This window comes from Vallitaleaceae bacterium 9-2, assembly GCA_038396585.1.
Lineage (GTDB): Bacteria > Bacillota > Clostridia > Lachnospirales > Vallitaleaceae > UBA1351.
The window spans coordinates 2,313,377-2,331,315 of record CP121691.1 but is presented as its reverse complement, the minus strand read 5'-3'; the positions used below and the strand labels follow the sequence as shown (position 1 = coordinate 2,331,315).

Sequence of the window (17,939 nt, the reverse complement as noted above, 5' to 3'; positions counted from 1 at the left end):
TTTGTCAATAATATAGAAGAGCTAAACTTAAAAAGCTGAAGTGATTTTATAGCAAATGCCGAAAAAACGGGGAAGCTATTGAAAAAAAGCACATTACGTAGTAGAATTATACGCAGAGTATGATAGAAAAAAGCATATGAATTTATAAAATTCATGAGCAAAAAATATAAAATCACAAAGTGATTTAAATGAGGTGAATATAATATGGCAATTGTTGATGTTATTAAGTATGATGGGAATCCAGATGTGTTTGCATGGAAATATCCAAATAGTGAATTGGGAACGTGGTCGCAATTAATTGTACATGAATCACAGGAAGCTATTTTATTTAAAGGTGGTAAGGTGTGTGATGTCTTTCAAGCGGGGAGGCATACGCTAAGCACAGAAAATATTCCGGTATTGAATAAATTGGTTAATCTTCCATTTGGTAAACGGTCTCCTTTTAGTGCAGAAGTATGGTTTGTTAACAAAGTTTTTTCTTTGGATGTTAAGTGGGGGACATCTACACCTATTCAATTACAAGATCCAAAATATAATATTTTTATTCCGGTTAGGGCATTTGGGCAATTTGGTATTCGCATAGAAGATTCACATAAGTTTTTGGTTAAATTAATGGGGAATCTTCCGCAACTGGATAAAAGCCACCTAGTAAAATATTTTAGAGGTGTGTATTTAACACGGGCTAAGGATGCAATTTCTTCTTATTTAATTCATGAAAATATTAGTATACTTGAAATAAATGCATATCTGGATGAAATATCAAGCTTTTTATTGGAACGTATCCGTCCAACATTTGAGGAATATGGAATACGTCTTGTTTCATTTTATGTAAATGACATCAACGTTCCAGAAGAAGATCAAGCAGTCAAGAAACTTAAGCAAGCGTTGGCAAAAAAAGCTGAGATGGATATTGTGGGATATAACTATCAACAAGAACGCTCTTTTGATACACTTGAAGGTGCAGCAACCAATCCCGGCTCTATGCAAAGTGGTTTGATGGGCGCGGGTATCGGTTTAGGCGTAGGCGCAGGTGTTGGAAGCATGGTTGGACAACAGTTTGGTGGACTGAGCAATACGATTAATACGTCCAGACAAAAACAATGCCCAAAGTGCCATGCTTCTATTGAACAAGATGTGCGTTTTTGTAAGCATTGTGGACATGATACAACACTTGTAGAACAAGCAAAAGATATGATGAAATGTGTGGAATGTGGTGCGAAGATAAATGAAAACTCAAAGTTTTGTATTGAGTGTGGGACACCTGTAGGCAAACAATGTGAAAATTGTGGAGTGACGCTACCCAAAAACAGCAAGTTTTGCCCAGAATGTGGACAAAGTGTAGTGAATCAATGCCCGAACTGCCAAGCAACACTTGATGCGAATGCTAAGTTCTGTCCAGAATGCGGAACATCGACAAGATAAGGGGGAGACAATGAAAAATAACCGTGGAGTAATTACGTTAATTTGTGGTGGCATTATTATAGGGGTTACAATTATTTTTTACCTGTTAACTTTTGATCATATCTTTACTTTACCTATGCGATGGTTATCCTTACTGTTTTTATTAGTAGTGGAAGTAATGGGTACAGTCAAAGTATTGAAGTTTGGGGAAAGTATTCTCGGTGCAGCACATATTACCCTGTCAGCAATACACTTGGCAGTGGTGCTTATTTTATCTATTCTTTTTGTAAATATTGGACCTGTATTCATTAAGCAATATATCTTAATTAATCTACTTATGATAGCAATCGTTGCAATTATTGATGTGTGGTTGTTGTACTTTGATACGAGAGCTAAAAAAAGCAATCAGGATTATATGGATAGTTCTTTATCAATAAAAAAGAGTCTTCATAAGGCGCAAGAAATAATGGTAAAATATGAAAACTCAGAATATGCATCTGAATTAAATCGGTTAATGGAAGGTCTTGAGTATAGTAATCGAAGTAGGTTAAACGGTACCGAGGATGAGATTTTATCGGGACTAGAAGAATTGATGACTTTGTTGGAGTCAAGTGAGGAAGCTATAATAAAACAAAAAATAAATGAAGTCCAAAATCTGATAGAGCTTCGTTCAAGACAAATGAAAAAAAGTGGAAGTTTTTAACAGAAAGGAAAATTAATATGTATGATCAAAAAATAGCATGGCCATATTCTTGGCCATTCATAATATTTACAATGATAGTTTTTTTCCCAATTGGTATTGCTCTTCTCATAAAACGGGAGATGATTATAAAAAAGTCAAATAGGATTTTGATTGATGTGATGTTTGTAGTTTCAATACTTCTATATGTTTTTGGCGTGAGTTTATTTTCCTTATCCATATCTCTTGAAGGTGGTTTCGCGGGTGGTTTTTGGGCATTGATTTTTATAGTTGCAGGCTTTTTGACACATAGATTTTCAAAGAAACTTCGAAGACAATCGCAAAGTGTACATGTGCATCAAAACGCTCAATCGATTAAGGAAACGCAACAAAATGTGCATCAAAACACTCAATCGATTAAAGAAACACAACGAAATGTGCAGATAAACAGCAAGGAAGAACAAATTGAATGGGAAACGATGACCACTAATTTTTTTGATGACGAATTTATGGATGGAATACTTAACAGTGCGCTAAAAAGTGTCGATGCTACGAAAAAAACGCCTGAGAAAAGAGTGGTGGTTTGTACAAGTTGTGGGGCAAACAATACAATAACTGAAGCGACAGGCGAATGTGAATACTGTGGATCGCCAATTGCATAAATATGTAGAAAGGAAAATAACATGAAAAAAAATAAGCGCATAGCAAAACAACATCATTGGGGGGCTATTATTGCATCATTTATTTTCTTTTTTCCCCTTGGATTTTTTTTGCTTAGTGAAAGAGCGACTCGATGGGAAAAACTTAGACAAGTTGTAAGTGTACTTCTCTTTATTTTGGCGATTTTGTTTTATCTTATGTCATTAACTGGATTCCTCCTTATCAATGAGACAGGATTTGATGGGTCAATAATAGTACTTTTTGGATATACTTTGGGCGGAGGCCTGCTATTACAGAAAGCATCCAAAAACTTTAGAGAAGGAAAAATCCTTGTCCAAGAAGAATACACTGAGACACATATTAATGTTCAGGTAAAGAGTTATGACAAATCGGTTAAAGCTTCTCCTACAACAAACCCAACGACAAAAGTTATTGCTTGTAAGAGCTGTGGAGCGAACAATACGATTGTTGGCGAAGCAGGCGAATGTGAATATTGCGGATCGTCGATACAGTAATTACATAGTATTAATACTGCGAAAGGGATGATAAGATGGTAAATGATAAGAACTGCATCGTTGACTATATTGAAAAACAAGATAATCAGATACGTCCTTTGTTGTATCAAGTGAGGGATGCTATTATACAAGTGATTCCAGAGGCACAAGAACGGATTGCATGGGGGATGCCGACTTTTTGGCAACACCATAATATCATTCATTTTGCAGCATTTAAAAAACATATTGGTCTTTATCCTGGACCAGAGGCGATTATTCACTTTTCAGAGGCACTAAAAGCTTATAAGACAAGCAAAGGTGCGATTCAATTCCCTTATACAGAACCGATACCGATAGACTTAATCGAAAAAATTACTCGGTGGTGTTACCAAACAGGGCAACATCACTAATGAATAAAGGAGAGATTTGTATGGGAAAACACAAAATTTATACGATGCCCTTTTCGAAAGTATATCCATTATATATAGCTAAAGCGGAAAAAAAGGGGCGTACGAAAGAAGAAGTAGATCAAATCATATGCTGGTTGACGGGATATCGTCAAGAAGAGGTAGAAAAATTGGTCAGACAAAACGTATCTGTTGAGGTGTTTTTTGAAGAGGCGCTAAACTTTAACCCAGCTTCATCACAAATTAAAGGTGTAATATGTGGGATTCGAGTTGAAGAAGTGCAAGAACCAATCATGCGAAGAATACGCTATCTAGATAAGTTGATTGATGAATTAGCCAAAGGAAAACCAATGGAGAAAATCATTAAACCGATTTAACGGTTGACAAATAGGAATAAAATGTATATAATGCACATATAAATCATTAAAACGTTTTAACAAAGGTGAATTATGAACAATAAAAATATAGCGAAAAAATCGACAATGGCAGATGTTGCCAAAAAAGCTGGAGTCACAAAAGGAACAGTGTCACATGTGATTAACGATACTGCGCCAATTTCAGAGAAAACAAAGAATAAAGTTTTTAAGGCAATAAAGGAATTAAATTATACCCCGAATGCAATGGCTAGAGGGCTTAGACGAAGTGAATCTAAAATGATAGGTTTGCTTGTTCCAGATATCACCAATGAATACTACTCTCAAATTGCACGTAGTTTTATTGATATGGCCTATGAAGATGGGTATACAGTTATGCTATGCAGTTTTCAATATGACTTGGAACGTGAACGTATTGAATTAGACGTATTAGTTAATAAAAGTGTGGATGCCATTGTTATCATAGGTGGAAGTAATGATGACAAAGCACTCCTATCTAACGTGAAAAAAATGGGTATTCCGATAATATTAGGTGATAGAAGCTACGAAAATGGAAAAAATATTTTCCCATCGGTAGAGTTTGATAATCGTTCTATGGTTAAGCAAGTGATTAATTATTTGACGAAAAAAAATTATACACGTATTGGCTTTGTAACAGAAACCTTAACAATGACAAACTTAAAAGATCGATACGATGGTTATATGGAAGGAATGCGTGAGCATCACCTTGAGATAAAAAAAGACTACATTTTTGTTGAAAAAAACCTTCAGTTAAACAAAACAACGGCAGGTTACGATTTGATGAAACAATTATTAGCAACCAAAACAATTGAGGAACTACCAGAGGTGTTTATCACAACATCAGATTTAGTTGCTATCGGCATGATTGGTGCGATAAAAGATGAAGGATATTCAGTACCGGATGATTTTGGTGTAGTAGGATATGATAATTTGTCGATTTCTGCTTTTTTAGAACCGGCACTTACAACCATTGCACAAGATGCAAATCAAATAGGAAGCGCAGCATGGGACATCGTTACACAGCTGTTGACGAAAAAAAATGTATATATGCCACATCTTTTGTTACAGCAAGAATTTGTTATACGTAAATCGATATAATTTTTTTACGCAATCATTAAATCGATTTAACGATTGTGAAGCAGTTTAGTCAAGAGAATATATGGCAAAGTAAGTTTATAAAAGAATGAAGTGACAAATGCTTATGACAAAAGGGATTAACATTCGATAACACAAAAGAAGGAATTATTTTTTTTGAAAAATCATTAAATCGATTTAATGATTTTGAATTTAATGCGTTTGATTTTTTTAGGGGGTTTCACCTAATTAAATAAATAAAAAAATAGGAGGAAGATATGAAAAAATTAGTTGCAATGTTTTTAGTAATGGTGATGGTTTTATCACTGGGGGCATGTTCACCAAAAGGTGACCAAACGAATCAACAGGCAAAGTCAGGAGAGTCTCAAGCATCATCCTCAGAGGGAAGTAGCGATGTTACAGCAAGCGATTCGGATGAATCTGAATGGGAAATCGTAGTGGTACCCAAGGATGCTACAAACCCATGGTTTGTGCGGATGGAAGAAGGTGTAAAAGAATTTCAAAGTGAAACAGGGTTAAATATCTATCAAAGAGGAACACCTGAAATTGATGCAACACTTCAGTCACAACTTATCGCTGACTTGATTGCCGCTGATGTTGATGCAATTTGTGTTGTTCCGGTTGATCCACAAAGTTTAGAACCTGTATTAAAGCAAGCAAGAGAAGCTGGAATAATTGTGGTATCCCATGAAGGGGCTTCAATCGAAAATACCGATTATAACATTGAAGCATTTTCAAATGACAAATACGGAGCGTTTATTATGGATAACCTTGCAAAAGCAATGGGAGAAGAGGGAATATACACAACTATGGTGGGACATGTTACTAATGCGTCTCACAATGAATGGGCAGATGGAGGCGTATTGCATCAACAAGAAGCTTATCCGAATATGACATTACTTGAAGCTGAACCGCGTGTTGAATCAGAAGATAATGGAGATGTAGCATACCAAAAAGCAAAAGAACTTCTAAAAAAATATCCGGATTTAAAAGGGATTATGGGAACCTCATCTTTTGATTCGCCAGGTATAGCCAGAGCAATAGAAGAGTTAGGGCTTACTGGAAAAGTCTTTACTGCAGGAACAGGATTACCGGCAGCAAATGCACAAATCCTAAAGGGAGGTTCAGTAGATGCCTTAACTCTTTGGGACCCGGCGCTAGCAGGAAAAGCAATGGCTTCTATCGCGGTAAAAATGTTGCGAGGAGAAGAGATAACAAATCATATGGACCTAGGGGTTGAAGGATATGAAGATGTTGTATTTAAAGAAGGTAGCGATAAGGTTCTTGAAGGTCAAGGCTGGATTGTAATCAATAAAGATAATGTAGATAGCTTTGGATTTTAAATTCAACATGATATAGGGTCTATGCTATGTCTGATTGTTTAGCAGACATAGCATAGAATGCCAATAACTAATAATGTGATCATAAACAGTTGATTTTGGAAGGAAATGAAACGATGACAAAGAGTGTATTAAAAGTTTCAGAAATAGAGAAATCTTTTACCGGGGTTCAAGCACTTAAAGGGGTTTCACTAGAAATTGCGCCAGGTGAAATACATTGTTTAGCAGGTGAAAATGGGAGCGGAAAATCGACCTTAATTAAAGTGATAGCCGGTGTACATACAGCCGATGGTGGTCAGATAGAATTTAGCGGAAAAACATTTAAGAAAATCACGCCGATTGATGCGATTCGCAATGGGGTACAGGTCATATATCAAGATTTTTCAATCTTCCCTAACCTGTCAGTTATGGAAAATCTAGCCTTTAACACTGAACTTGCGAATAATCGTAAAATAGCAAATAAAAAGAACATGCGAAAGATTGCACAAGAAGCGATAGCAAAAATCAACTTTAGTGTTGACCTTGATGCAAAAGTAGGCGACTTACCTGTTGCAAGTAAGCAATTGATTGCTATATGTCGAGCCCTTATGTTTAATGCGAAGTTAATCATCATGGATGAGCCGACAACAGCGTTGACAAGAAAAGAAGTCAATGCCTTATTCAAAATAATTTTTGATTTAAAAAAACAAGGCATTGCAATTTTATTTGTAAGTCATAAATTAGATGAGATGTTTGAAATATGTGAAAAATTTTCAATTCTTCGCAATGGAGAGTTGGTTTTTACCGGAAAAACAAAAGAATTAGATAATGAAAAATTCTCGTATTATATGACAGGTAGAAATTTTGTAGAAAAAGCATTTGTCCCTAAAAAAATCGAAGACAAGCCCATACTTGAAGTGAAAAATCTTACATTAAGCGAATGTTATGAGGATGTCTCGTTTGCACTTGCAAAAGGGCAAATCTTGGGTATAACAGGGATTTTAGGCTCAGGAAGAACAGAGCTTGCCTTATCTTTATTTGGAATGAAAAAAGCGGATTCAGGGACGGTTATCATAAATGGAAAAAAAGTAGTACTTGACAGCCCGTCTGTAGCCATGGCCAATAAGATTGGATATGTACCCGAAGATCGACTTACAGAAGGGCTATTTCTCCAACGAAGTATTGGTGATAATATCGTTATATCAGAAATCGATAATATGGTTAACCAATTTAAGATTTTGGATAAAAAGAAGGTCGATGATGAGATTGCAAAGTGGGTCGAAGAATTATCGATTGCAACGCCAAATCCTGATAACGCATGCAATACATTGTCAGGGGGGAATCAGCAGCGTATTGTTTTAGCAAAATGGTTAGCAAGAGATTTGGATATATTAATTTTGAATGGACCTTCAGTGGGTGTAGATATTGGGTCAAAGTATGATATTCATCAAGTGCTTAAAAAACTTGCCAATCAAGGACTAGCTATCATTATTATTTCGGATGATATTCCGGAAGTTCTTTCATTGTCCTCAGATGTATTAATCATGAGAGACGGTCAGATTATGGCAACAATGAAAACTTCAGAAACGAATGTAGAAGAACTGACAGCAAAGATGATGTGAAAGGAGAAAGGAGATGCAGAATAAAATAAAAAAAATAGTACAGCATAATGAATTTTATATTTTTCTGGTTATTCTTTTAATAAGTATATTAATACAAATACAATCAGGTCAATTTTTTACACCGAACAACTTGGTGGACTTAACTTCAGCACTCATTGTTCCGGGATTATTTGCAATTGGGGCATTTATGATTTTACTCTCAGGCGGGATTGATGTGTCTTTTCCTGCATTGGCGTCATTAAGTGTATATGCAACGACACAGATATTAATCAATATGGATTATCAAGGTGGGATGGCTTTGCCTGTAATTCTTTGCTTGATTTTTGGTGGAGCCTTTGGTGCGGTAAATGGCATATTGATATCTCGGTTTAAACTACAGCCTTTAATTGTAACATTAGGTGCAGCAAGTTTATTTAAAGGGATTATGCAAGGGGTTCTTGAAAGTGTACAGATTTCTGTCTTACCAAAAGGTATGGAAGCATTTGGCGAAGCGTCTCTTTTTGTTGCAAAAAATCCCGAGTCTGGATTGACTTCAAGAATGCCAAGTGCAATTCTTGTCCTAGTGGTAGTCTTGATTATTGTATATTTCATATTAAATCATACAATGTATGGGCGAGGAATTTATGCAATCGGAGGCAATGAAATCAGCGCAGAACGTGCAGGATTTAATGTAAAAAGAATTAAGCTCACCTTATATATTGCGGTTGGAATGATTTCAAGTCTTGCAGGACTTATTCGTGTCTGTATGATGGGACAATTGCATCCGACGAACATGCTTGGCATGGAGATGATGATTATTGCTGGCGTTGTCCTAGGTGGCGTTGCTATTACAGGCGGAGCCGGTACGCTATTAGGATGTATTTTAGGGACCATGTTAATCGTTCTCGTACAAAACTCCTTGATTTTATTAGGCATTCCAACATTTTGGCAAGGGTTATTCTTAGGTGTATTAATTATTGTAGGAACGGGAATCAGTGCTCTAAAGATACAAAAGAAAAGAAAGATAAAAAAACAAAGCAAAAATGGACGGAGGATAGGCAATGAAACAGTATAAAAATTATCTAAGATCTATCTATAAGAATGATGTCTACATCACACGTCTTGTGACATTGATGATCGTTTGGATGTTGTTTATGGCTATATTTAAGTTTGACAAATTTTATTCATTAATAAATTTTCAAACCATGGCATCACAATTTCCTGAATTTGGTCTTATGGCCTTGGGCGTTATGCTATGTATGATTCTTGGAGGAATTGATTTGTCTGTTGTTGGGGTAGCCAACTTCACGGCTATTTTTTCTGCAATCGTGTTAAAGCAACTCGTTAATTCAGACGGTAGTTTAATGTCAGTAGCTATTCCATTGATTTTTATGCTTGCAATTTTATTGGGTGCATTAGCAGGAGCATTTAATGGGTTTTTGGTTTCAGTTATTCGTATACCGCCGATTTTAGCTACGTTAGGCTCCTTTGAACTGTTTAGCGGTATTGCAATTATTTTGACAAAAGGCAAGGCTATTAGCGGCATTCCCTTGGAGTTTTCTGAGTTGATTACCAATAAGCTTTTTGGCATTATTCCCAATCAGCTTATCATTTTTGTTGTAATGGTCATTCTCGTAGCTTTTTTAGTAAACAACACAACGTATGGAAAAAAACTGTATCTGACGGGAACTAATATAACGGCAGCAAAATTTTCTGGAATTAAAACAACACGTGTACTTATCAAAACTTATATGATCTCAGGAATTTCAGCGGCGTTATCGGGGCTTATAATGATGGCAAACTACAACTCTGCCCGAGCAGACTATGGAAAAGTATATACACTTCAATGTGTGCTTATTGTCGTGTTAGGTGGGGTTAATCCAGACGGTGGAAAAGGAAAAATCAGTGGCATTGTTCTTGCTATTTTGGTACTTCAGATGCTAGCATCCGGGTTAAATCGTTTTCCGCAGATCAGTAGCTTTTATATTCCGCTGATCTGGGGTGGTGTATTGATTGCAGTAATGGTTATGAACTATTTTACAGAAAACAGTAGAGTAAGGAGGAGATAGGATGCTAAAGAATGTACCTAAAATACTTACACCAGACTTATTAAAGTATCTTGATGAAATGGGACATAATGATGTGCTAGTCATTGGTGATGGTAACTTTCCGGGAGTATCTCTTGCAAAAGCGAATAATGGGAACTTAGTAAGGTATGATGCAACAGGAACCCTAGAGATTATGAAAGCCATATTAGAGATGATTCCTTTAGACAGCTATGTAAAAACGCCTGTAGTACTTATGGAAAAAGAACTCTGTGATGAAACTCTAGATATTCCAATATGGCGTGAGATTAAAGACCTTGTGAAAGAGCATGATTCACGTGGAGAACAAGCCATTGGATATATGAATCGATTTGATTTTTATGAAAGCACGAAAAAGGCTTCAGTCGTTGTTCAAACAGGTGAAGAAGCAACTTATGCTTGTGTTCTTATTCGAAAAGGCGTGATTAAGTAAAATACAATCAATGACTTGGAATGTACAAAAGAAAATGGAGGAAGAAAACGTCATGAAAACAGTAAAAGAAAAACATGTATTAGTAGGAGCAGATTTTGCAGGATTTCCTTTAAAAGAAGCCGTTGTTGCAGATTTAAAAGAACGGGGATGGAAGGTGACAGATATAGGCGTAAAATCAGCTGACGAGTCTGACCCGGAGATGTTTCATCGTATAGGCTTAAAAGTCGGAGCCAAAATTTCGGAACGTGAGTTTGAACGCGCACTACTTTTTTGCGGAACAGGTACAGGAATACATATTGCTGCAAGCAAATGCCCACATGTACATGCAACGGTAGTTGAAAGCGTTGCAGCGGCAAAACGGGCAATTACTGGCAATAATGTCAATATTCTTGCCATGGGTGCATTTTATGTGGCACCGCAAATGGGAATTGACTGCGCCCGTGCATTTTTGGAGAATGACTTAGGTAGTGGATGGGAATATTGGAAAAACTTTTATGAATTTCATAAACTTGCTTATGATGAGTTGGAAGCTTTTGATTATGAAAAGTTCAAAGCCAATGGGTTTGAGGTAGAGCGTCTAGGAGATTATCCCCTTGAATTGGAATTATAGGAAGAGGTTAGTTTATGTATAGAGAAGGATATATAGCTTTTGATTTTGGTGCGTCAAGTGGACGGATGATGTTTGGCTGGATGCAAGATAATAAAATCCATCTCGAAGAATTGCATCGGTTTGAAAATGTACCTGTGCTTTTGGGGAAAACCTTGTATTGGGACTTTTTAAAGCTGTTTCACGAGATGAAGCAAGGCTTAAAAATAGCTGCAACAAAAGCCATAACCATAAAAGGAATTGCTATAGATACTTGGGGCGTTGATATTGGATGGATTGATAAACAAGGGCAACTCATTGGAAATCCAATTCACTATCGAGACCAGCGAACAACAAAGATTATCGATGAAGTTGAAGAAAAAATATCAGAAGAAAGTATGTACAAGATAACCGGCATAGGGAAGATGCCTTTTAATACAATCTATCAACTCTATTATGACCTGCATAAAAAACCATGTATTCAAGAATATGCAGATTCGATGCTTTATATGCCTGATCTATTTGGCTATTATCTGTGTGGTAAAAAGTATAATGAGTACACGATTGCCTCAACCAGTGGACTATTAAATGCACACACAAAAACATATGAACAAGGTTTTTTTGAGCAACTAAACATGCATCAACACTGTCTTCCCAAAATCGTGCTTCCCGGGACAATTGTTGGAGAATTGACACAAGAGATTCAAGAAGAGACGGGGCTTGGTGCGATTCCTGTAATTGCTGTAGCAGGTCATGATACCGCGTGTGCCGTCGCAGCAGCACCGATAAGAGATGACAATACTGCATTTTTGATTTGTGGTACGTGGTCTCTGATGGGTATGGAACTAACAGAGAGTATTACAACAGAACATGCGCGTCTTGCTGGGTTTACCAATGAAGGCGGAGTCAATGGTACGGTTCGCTTTTTAAAAAATATTAATGGCTTATTTTTTATTCAGAAGTTAAAAAAAGATTTTGAACAAACAGATCCACAAATTGGATATCCCAAAATCAGTCGACTTGCCAGCCAATCCAAGCATCAATACATGATAGATGTTCGTGACCAACGCTTTATGAATCCGTTAAGTATGAAAAAAGAGATTAAAAAAAGTGTCATGCAAAACTATGGTGTCGAACTTACATCCATAGGAGACATCGCTCGCGTTGCTTACAACGGTCTTGTGAAGGAATATCAGCGGACATTGGACGAACTGGAAACCATTACAGACAAGAAAGTGCATACATTATGCATGGTTGGTGGTGGTATCCAAGACGCATTTTTATGTGAACATGTAACAAATACACTAGGGATTAACGTGGTAAAAGGTCCTGTTGAGGCTTCGGTGATGGGTAATATTTTGATGCAGATGCAAGCGGTTGGTGAGATTAAGCATATAAAACAGGGAAGAAAATTAGTTACAAACGATTGATAATGAAGGTTGCTTACATATAGCGTAAGTAGCCTTTTTTGATGTTATCAAGTATACTATATATAGAAAGTAGTACAGAAAAAAGTCGAAGGAAGTGCATGCGCATGAGTAACATACTGCCTAAAAATGATAATAATTTTATGTATTTTCAACCACACGTAGCACTACGACCTTATATTGCTTATTACTCAATAACAACATCTTCAGCAGATATTGCACATATATCACCTGTGTTTATCCCGGATTTAGGTGGGGCAATTATTATAAGCCAATATCATGACCGATTTGACGTACGTATATGGGGACCGTTTAATCGAATATCGCACATCGAGCCAGGGGCGCCGGTAGCACAAAAAAAGTACTTTATTGAATTTCACCCAGGTGGATTATCACGATTGATATATAACAATAGCCAAGAACTTTTAAATCAGAAGTTATATATGGAGGATGTGAATATAGCTATAAAGCATTCGCTGATCGCATTAGTAGAGCAACATGCCCTTTGCCAGAATCAACTTATTAGTCAGTTCGATATGTATTTTTTAGACCTTTTAGTCGTAAGAACAGATACACTTATTCGTGGACGCCATATCTTAAAGATACTGCAATGTGTGAGCAAAGAAGATACGATTACAGCTATAGAAAAAGAAGTGCATTATTCTCAGCGACAGATGAATAGATATTTGAATACAGTTGTTGGCGTATCCAGTAAAAATTATCTGAGAGTAAAGCGTATCAATCTTGCGGTACAGATGCTTAAACAAAGGCAATGTTCGATTGAAGAAGTGGCTTTTGAGCTAGGGTATTATGACAGTGCACATTTTATTCACGACTTTACAAAGATCATGAATAAAACACCGACAATGTATCGGGAGAATATGTCCGATTTTTACAGTGAGACAACGAAGCGACTTTGATATAATAAAGGCATCAACATGAAGTTTATGATTAAAAAAAGGAGTGATTGCATGAAATTTCATAGCCCTATGATTATTGTATCAGACATTGAAAAAAGCAAAAAATTCTATACGGATATTTTACATCAAACCATCAGTGTGGACTTGGGAACATATGTTATCTTGGAAGGGTTTTCTATGATGACACGTGAAGCCTGGAAAAGTGATACCCAGGATACATTAGTGTATGATGAACAATGTGGACACGGTTTTGAACTGTATTTTGAAGAAAGTCAGTTTGATACGTTTATCAATTTGTTGAATCAGCACGAATCCATAAAAAGTTTTCAACCCCTTACCCAAGCCCCTTGGGGACAAAGGACAGTGCGATTTCTTGACCCTGACAATCACGTCATTGAAGTAGCAGAGCCGATGGAAGAAGTTGTTTTAAAATTTTTACATCAAGGAATGACGGAACAAGAAGTATCAGAAAAAACAATGATGCCGATAGAATTTGTCCATAATTGTACTATTCAATGATTTAGAACGATAAAACAACAATAAGATACCTTCAACCCGACCTCCAAATCATAGTGGATTAGAGGTCGGGTTTTTTACGAAAAGTTCCAAGTATGAATTTTCAGACAACTTCACTAAAGCTCCACCAGTATGCCTTGACAGGAGTTTTTATATGTGCTTCAATATAAGAGTAAATTACTTGGAAAAAAACATGAAGAACCTTAGAATAAAAGGGCTAGGAAAGAATTTCGTTTTTCAAAAGCCTGTTTTTCTCTTGGTTGAACAGTAACATAGGATGTATTGAAATTCAAGTTTAACGTCTATTTGAATATTAGAATGTAGTGTTGAACAGTAACATAGGATGTATTGAAATCCACCAATCTGGATAATCTTCATTTATGTATTTTGGTTGAACAGTAACATAGGATGTATTGAAATTGATGAAAATAATGAGATTCAATCTGCATTTGAGAAGTTGAACAGTAACATAGGATGTATTGAAATTTGATAATCTTTTGCTTTTCCTAGTTTTACAACTCTGTTGAACAGTAACATAGGATGTATTGAAATTGGACAGATGCAAGCTTACCATCTTCCATTACTAGTGTTGAACAGTAACATAGGATGTATTGAAATAAGTGTTGGCTACTGAGAATCTGTTAGACAGAAATGTTGAACAGTAACATAGGAGGTATTGAAATCCCCTTATGTCTCTATAGCCTTAGGTAATCGTCTAAGTTGAACAGTAACATAGGATGTATTGAAATAGCGTTCTTGCAAGAAACCTTTGAAAAAATCAAAGAGTTGAACAGTAACATACGATGTATTGAAATTCCTTATCTGTCTTTTTTATGTTTGGCTAAAGCAAGTTGAACAGTAACATAGGATGTATTGAAATCGTGAAAATCGTTGTCCATGCACCGCCATCAACTCTGTTGAATAGTAAAAATACATAAAAAATGTATTGTTTTTTATGTGACTTTGAAGAATCTAAAATTAATACAAAAGTCTATTTCTTTTATTTATGGAGATAGGCTTTCTTCTTGTATTTAAATGTTTACTTTGTTACAATAAAAAGTAATATATTACATTGAGGGGAAAGGGAAAATTAAAACAAAAAAATTTCCAAAAAATGAAAACTAAATATTTTATAACCATGATTATTATGTATATATATTCAGAGATGACAATAAGGAGGGGCAATGAAAAAAGTCAATGTAACCTGTGAATTTATTACAAAAGGAGAAGTGCATGATGGGAACAATAATCTCAGAATTACTGCAACCACAATCAAAGGAGCAATGCGATTTTGGCATACACAGCTTTTTGGAAAAGAAGAAGCGAATGAACTTTTCGGAAGTGCAGTAGCTAATGATGAACAATCCCATAAGGCAAAAGTAGATATTTTAATGTTTGACGAAGAGAACACCTCTCAAGAAAAAGGCGGGAAATTTAGTCTTATTTTTCGTGCAAAGAATTCCGATGCACAATATCTTATGAAGTATGTAGATGCATTACAAAGAGCATCTATGTTAGGAGGACTTGGAAAAGGAAAAAGAAAATTGAATGGTGTTTATAGGATTATTGAAGTCAAAGGAGAGGTTGATAAAAGATATGCAGAGGAAGTTGTTTTTTTGTCAGGAGACCGTTATAAAAGTCTATTGAAAAATATATTAGGGGAAGAGAAGTTGACTTATGTGTTTCGTTTTAAAAAAGAAAATGATTCAATATATAAAGAGTGTGAAGTCATGAATGCGTCAATTTTTTCATATGAAGAAGCAAAGGAAGAAAATATATATATTGGAAGTTTTAGAGGGGTGAAAGAAGGGTATAAATATAAAACTGAGTTGTTTCTTACAATCAGTAGCTTTATAGGAAATAACGATAATGCTCAAAAATTATTACAAAAATTAAAAAAACAGGAGGAAGAGTATGAACATATTATTCTATAAATGTGCAACACCTTTACATATTGGTAGTGGTCAAGACCTTGGCTACATTAAGATGCCTATACAACGAGAGAGGCATACAAGTTTTCCAATTATCGAAGCCTCCGGTATCAAAGGAGCTTATAGAAGTCATTATGCTCGAAGTGAAAAAGGTGCTTCTCAAAATAATGATAAAGCCATATTTGGTGAAGATGAAAATAGTAACGAGGCTCATGCAGGGAGCTTACTTTTTTTTGATGCAAGAATTCTCTTTTTTCCTGTAAAGACAAGAGAAGGTATATTTCGATGGATAACATGTCCCTATGTCTTACAACGTTTTATAACAGATATAGAAAACCTGATGCAAGAGAAAATGAATATCAACCACTTGGAAGAAATGACCAATCTATTAAAAGAGGGGCAATATATCCCTTTTTATGAGACGGACTCTGATAAAAACATTTTTTTAGAAGAGCATGAATTTTGTATGGAAAAAATGAAAGCAGGAATGGATAAAACTTTTCGGGAAATAAAAAAGCAGCTAGGAACATTGGAAGCTCATATGAAGGATCCGGTGATTATTAGTGATAATGATTTTAAGTATTTTGTGGAAATGTGCACTGAAGTGAACACACGAATAGAAATTGATGATGAATGTGGAATAGCTAAAGAAGGGCATCTTTTTACAGAAGAATATGTACCAAGTGAAACTATTTTCTATACATTTATGGATGTCCAGGAGATAGAACGAGTCAAGAATCAAAACATTGATCCAGATGTATTATTGCAAAATATCGTTCAAAAAATTAAAATTATTCAAATGGGCGGCAATAAAACTTTAGGCAAAGGTTTGATTCGTGTCATTGAAGGGGGACCTAAAAATGCATAAGGACATTTTACAACAACTGAAGTTTATTGATGATAAAAAGAGCCAAGAATATAAGCTTAACAATCAAGAACTTATATCTGTAGCGCGGGATATTCCAACCCTTATTCGAACCAATGGCTTATATCCAACATTGGAGTTTTTGGCATATAAAAAATCACCAAGTCCTTTTTTTTCTAGTTTACTCGTACAATACTTAGATGATAAGGAGTTAATGTCTCCAATTACAACTAAATTAGCCTATGATTATATGATTAAAGTGATAGAAGCATTGACTTTGCTAGATAAAGATGTGAGGGATGAAGAAAAGGCTAAATCAAGCCAACAGTATGAGAAAATAAAAAATAGACATAAAAGTCTTTGTTATAGTAAAAATTATAAATTGAAATTTGACAAAGGTTTTCGTTATCAAACAAATAACAGCAAAGATGCTCATAAGATTACGATTGATCTGGAACATGTATGGAAGGACTCAAAAGAAGAAACGTTGGAGCAAGTGGCTAATGCAATCAAAGATAAGGAAAATATGATAAAAACATATGCCGCTACATATGATATAGAGATATGTTCTCAAACGATGACTTTATTGACAAACCTTATCATAGGTTTAGGTGAACCGAGTGTTCGAGAAAGTTCGATGAAATTAGATCATATTTTAGGAATACCTTTTATACCTGCAAGCACTTTAAAAGGAGCGTTTAGAGCCTATCTGACTCATGAAGTTGAAGGCATAACTTTGGATGTAATTAATGAACTCTTTGGAAAGGTGGAAGCAGAGGGGGGACAACAAGGCAGACTTATTTTTTGGGATGCATATCCAAGCTTAGAGCATAACAATTCCCTTGAACTTACTCTTGATGGATTTACACCAATGAGTGAAGAGGAAGAGGACGTACAAAGTAAAGCCAATCCAATCAAGATGATTAGTGTAAAAAAAGGTGCTAAATTTAAAGTTCATATTAGCATTGATAAGTCAGCGACTGAAAAAGCAAATGATTTGATTGACAACAAGACTGTTATAGAATACTTTTCACAGTGCATCAGTGACATTTCTTTAGGGGCGAAGAAAAGTGTTGGCTATGGTGTGTTTTCAATGGTGAATACTTTTGAACAAGGGAGGGATTAA

The 17,939-nt window shown here is 35.6% G+C and carries 19 protein-coding genes and 1 CRISPR repeat array; all 19 genes read left to right on the top strand.

Annotation, left to right across the window (positions count from 1 at the left end; all coding sequences use genetic code 11):
* Positions 1 to 204: 204 nt before the first annotated feature.
* Positions 205 to 1,422 carry an SPFH domain-containing protein gene (locus tag QBE53_10985; protein ID WZL80329.1) on the top strand — a complete coding sequence of 406 codons (1,218 nt, stop codon included), beginning with the start codon at positions 205 to 207 and terminating at the stop codon, positions 1,420 to 1,422.
* Between the two features lie 10 nt (positions 1,423 to 1,432).
* Positions 1,433 to 2,104 (top strand): hypothetical protein, encoded by a 672-nt coding sequence (locus QBE53_10980; GenBank protein WZL80328.1) that lies wholly within the window; start codon positions 1,433 to 1,435, stop codon positions 2,102 to 2,104.
* A gap of 17 nt (positions 2,105 to 2,121) precedes the next feature.
* On the top strand, positions 2,122 to 2,742 hold the full coding sequence (locus QBE53_10975; GenBank protein WZL80327.1) for a hypothetical protein: 621 nt from the start codon (positions 2,122 to 2,124) through the stop codon (positions 2,740 to 2,742).
* Between the two features lie 21 nt (positions 2,743 to 2,763).
* A complete protein-coding gene (locus QBE53_10970; GenBank protein ID WZL80326.1) occupies positions 2,764 to 3,255 on the top strand; it encodes a hypothetical protein in 492 nt (163 codons plus the stop codon).
* A 35-nt stretch (positions 3,256 to 3,290) separates the two neighbouring features.
* Complete coding sequence (locus QBE53_10965; GenBank protein ID WZL80325.1) at positions 3,291 to 3,644, top strand: DUF1801 domain-containing protein; 354 nt, start codon at positions 3,291 to 3,293, stop codon at positions 3,642 to 3,644.
* A 20-nt stretch (positions 3,645 to 3,664) separates the two neighbouring features.
* Complete coding sequence (locus tag QBE53_10960; protein ID WZL80324.1) at positions 3,665 to 4,018, top strand: DUF2200 domain-containing protein; 354 nt, start codon at positions 3,665 to 3,667, stop codon at positions 4,016 to 4,018.
* A gap of 72 nt (positions 4,019 to 4,090) precedes the next feature.
* Positions 4,091 to 5,134: a LacI family DNA-binding transcriptional regulator gene (locus QBE53_10955; protein ID WZL80323.1), complete on the top strand. Its 1,044-nt coding sequence runs from the start codon at positions 4,091 to 4,093 to the stop codon at positions 5,132 to 5,134.
* Positions 5,135 to 5,388: 254 nt separating this feature from the next.
* On the top strand, positions 5,389 to 6,474 hold the full coding sequence (locus QBE53_10950) for an autoinducer 2 ABC transporter substrate-binding protein (protein ID WZL80322.1): 1,086 nt from the start codon (positions 5,389 to 5,391) through the stop codon (positions 6,472 to 6,474).
* A 113-nt stretch (positions 6,475 to 6,587) separates the two neighbouring features.
* The gene (locus QBE53_10945) at positions 6,588 to 8,072 is read left to right on the top strand and encodes a sugar ABC transporter ATP-binding protein (GenBank protein WZL80321.1); all 1,485 of its coding nucleotides are present in this window, start codon (positions 6,588 to 6,590) and stop codon (positions 8,070 to 8,072) included.
* A gap of 13 nt (positions 8,073 to 8,085) precedes the next feature.
* Positions 8,086 to 9,126, top strand: coding sequence for an ABC transporter permease (locus tag QBE53_10940; GenBank protein WZL80320.1), 1,041 nt, complete (start codon positions 8,086 to 8,088; stop codon positions 9,124 to 9,126).
* Positions 9,113 to 10,120: an ABC transporter permease gene (locus QBE53_10935; GenBank protein ID WZL80319.1), complete on the top strand. Its 1,008-nt coding sequence runs from the start codon at positions 9,113 to 9,115 to the stop codon at positions 10,118 to 10,120. Before QBE53_10940 ends, QBE53_10935 begins: the two co-directional genes overlap by 14 nt.
* A gap of 1 nt (position 10,121) precedes the next feature.
* Entirely contained in the window at positions 10,122 to 10,568 is a 447-nt protein-coding gene (locus QBE53_10930; GenBank protein ID WZL80318.1) for an RbsD/FucU domain-containing protein, read from the top strand.
* 52 nt (positions 10,569 to 10,620) lie between these two features.
* Complete coding sequence (locus QBE53_10925) at positions 10,621 to 11,178, top strand: RpiB/LacA/LacB family sugar-phosphate isomerase (protein ID WZL80317.1); 558 nt, start codon at positions 10,621 to 10,623, stop codon at positions 11,176 to 11,178.
* A 14-nt stretch (positions 11,179 to 11,192) separates the two neighbouring features.
* Complete coding sequence (locus QBE53_10920) at positions 11,193 to 12,584, top strand: rhamnulokinase (protein WZL80316.1); 1,392 nt, start codon at positions 11,193 to 11,195, stop codon at positions 12,582 to 12,584.
* Between the two features lie 104 nt (positions 12,585 to 12,688).
* Complete coding sequence (locus QBE53_10915; protein ID WZL80315.1) at positions 12,689 to 13,501, top strand: helix-turn-helix transcriptional regulator; 813 nt, start codon at positions 12,689 to 12,691, stop codon at positions 13,499 to 13,501.
* 51 nt (positions 13,502 to 13,552) lie between these two features.
* On the top strand, positions 13,553 to 14,020 hold the full coding sequence (locus QBE53_10910) for a hypothetical protein (protein ID WZL80314.1): 468 nt from the start codon (positions 13,553 to 13,555) through the stop codon (positions 14,018 to 14,020).
* Between the two features lie 256 nt (positions 14,021 to 14,276).
* Positions 14,277 to 14,897: direct repeats of the CRISPR family, unit length 30 nt; unit sequence GTTGAACAGTAACATAGGATGTATTGAAAT.
* A 304-nt stretch (positions 14,898 to 15,201) separates the two neighbouring features.
* Positions 15,202 to 15,951 (top strand): hypothetical protein, encoded by a 750-nt coding sequence (locus QBE53_10905; GenBank protein ID WZL80313.1) that lies wholly within the window; start codon positions 15,202 to 15,204, stop codon positions 15,949 to 15,951.
* On the top strand, positions 15,932 to 16,816 hold the full coding sequence (cmr4, locus tag QBE53_10900; protein ID WZL80312.1) for a type III-B CRISPR module RAMP protein Cmr4: 885 nt from the start codon (positions 15,932 to 15,934) through the stop codon (positions 16,814 to 16,816). Before QBE53_10905 ends, cmr4 begins: the two co-directional genes overlap by 20 nt.
* Positions 16,809 to 17,939, top strand: coding sequence for a type III-B CRISPR module RAMP protein Cmr6 (cmr6, locus tag QBE53_10895; protein ID WZL80311.1), 1,131 nt, complete (start codon positions 16,809 to 16,811; stop codon positions 17,937 to 17,939). The genes cmr4 and cmr6 overlap by 8 nt, the downstream gene beginning before the upstream one ends.

Excerpts from the sequence above, each read along its gene's own strand:
- QBE53_10970 (WZL80326.1), top strand. The coding sequence starts at position 2,764 with ATGAAAAAAAATAAGCGCATAGCAAAACAACATCATTGGGGGGCTATT.
- QBE53_10905 (WZL80313.1), top strand. The coding sequence starts at position 15,202 with ATGAAAAAAGTCAATGTAACCTGTGAATTTATTACAAAAGGAGAAGTG.
- QBE53_10910 (WZL80314.1), top strand. The coding sequence starts at position 13,553 with ATGAAATTTCATAGCCCTATGATTATTGTATCAGACATTGAAAAAAGC.
- QBE53_10930 (WZL80318.1), top strand. The coding sequence starts at position 10,122 with ATGCTAAAGAATGTACCTAAAATACTTACACCAGACTTATTAAAGTAT.
- QBE53_10980 (WZL80328.1), top strand. The coding sequence starts at position 1,433 with ATGAAAAATAACCGTGGAGTAATTACGTTAATTTGTGGTGGCATTATT.
- QBE53_10950 (WZL80322.1), top strand. The coding sequence starts at position 5,389 with ATGAAAAAATTAGTTGCAATGTTTTTAGTAATGGTGATGGTTTTATCA.
- QBE53_10975 (WZL80327.1), top strand. The coding sequence starts at position 2,122 with ATGTATGATCAAAAAATAGCATGGCCATATTCTTGGCCATTCATAATA.
- QBE53_10925 (WZL80317.1), top strand. The coding sequence starts at position 10,621 with ATGAAAACAGTAAAAGAAAAACATGTATTAGTAGGAGCAGATTTTGCA.
- cmr4 (WZL80312.1), top strand. The coding sequence starts at position 15,932 with ATGAACATATTATTCTATAAATGTGCAACACCTTTACATATTGGTAGT.
- QBE53_10960 (WZL80324.1), top strand. The coding sequence starts at position 3,665 with ATGGGAAAACACAAAATTTATACGATGCCCTTTTCGAAAGTATATCCA.
- cmr6 (WZL80311.1), top strand. The coding sequence starts at position 16,809 with ATGCATAAGGACATTTTACAACAACTGAAGTTTATTGATGATAAAAAG.
- QBE53_10935 (WZL80319.1), top strand. The coding sequence starts at position 9,113 with ATGAAACAGTATAAAAATTATCTAAGATCTATCTATAAGAATGATGTC.
- QBE53_10945 (WZL80321.1), top strand. The coding sequence starts at position 6,588 with ATGACAAAGAGTGTATTAAAAGTTTCAGAAATAGAGAAATCTTTTACC.
- QBE53_10965 (WZL80325.1), top strand. The coding sequence starts at position 3,291 with ATGGTAAATGATAAGAACTGCATCGTTGACTATATTGAAAAACAAGAT.
- QBE53_10985 (WZL80329.1), top strand. The coding sequence starts at position 205 with ATGGCAATTGTTGATGTTATTAAGTATGATGGGAATCCAGATGTGTTT.
- QBE53_10915 (WZL80315.1), top strand. The coding sequence starts at position 12,689 with ATGAGTAACATACTGCCTAAAAATGATAATAATTTTATGTATTTTCAA.
- QBE53_10955 (WZL80323.1), top strand. The coding sequence starts at position 4,091 with ATGAACAATAAAAATATAGCGAAAAAATCGACAATGGCAGATGTTGCC.
- QBE53_10940 (WZL80320.1), top strand. The coding sequence starts at position 8,086 with ATGCAGAATAAAATAAAAAAAATAGTACAGCATAATGAATTTTATATT.
- QBE53_10920 (WZL80316.1), top strand. The coding sequence starts at position 11,193 with ATGTATAGAGAAGGATATATAGCTTTTGATTTTGGTGCGTCAAGTGGA.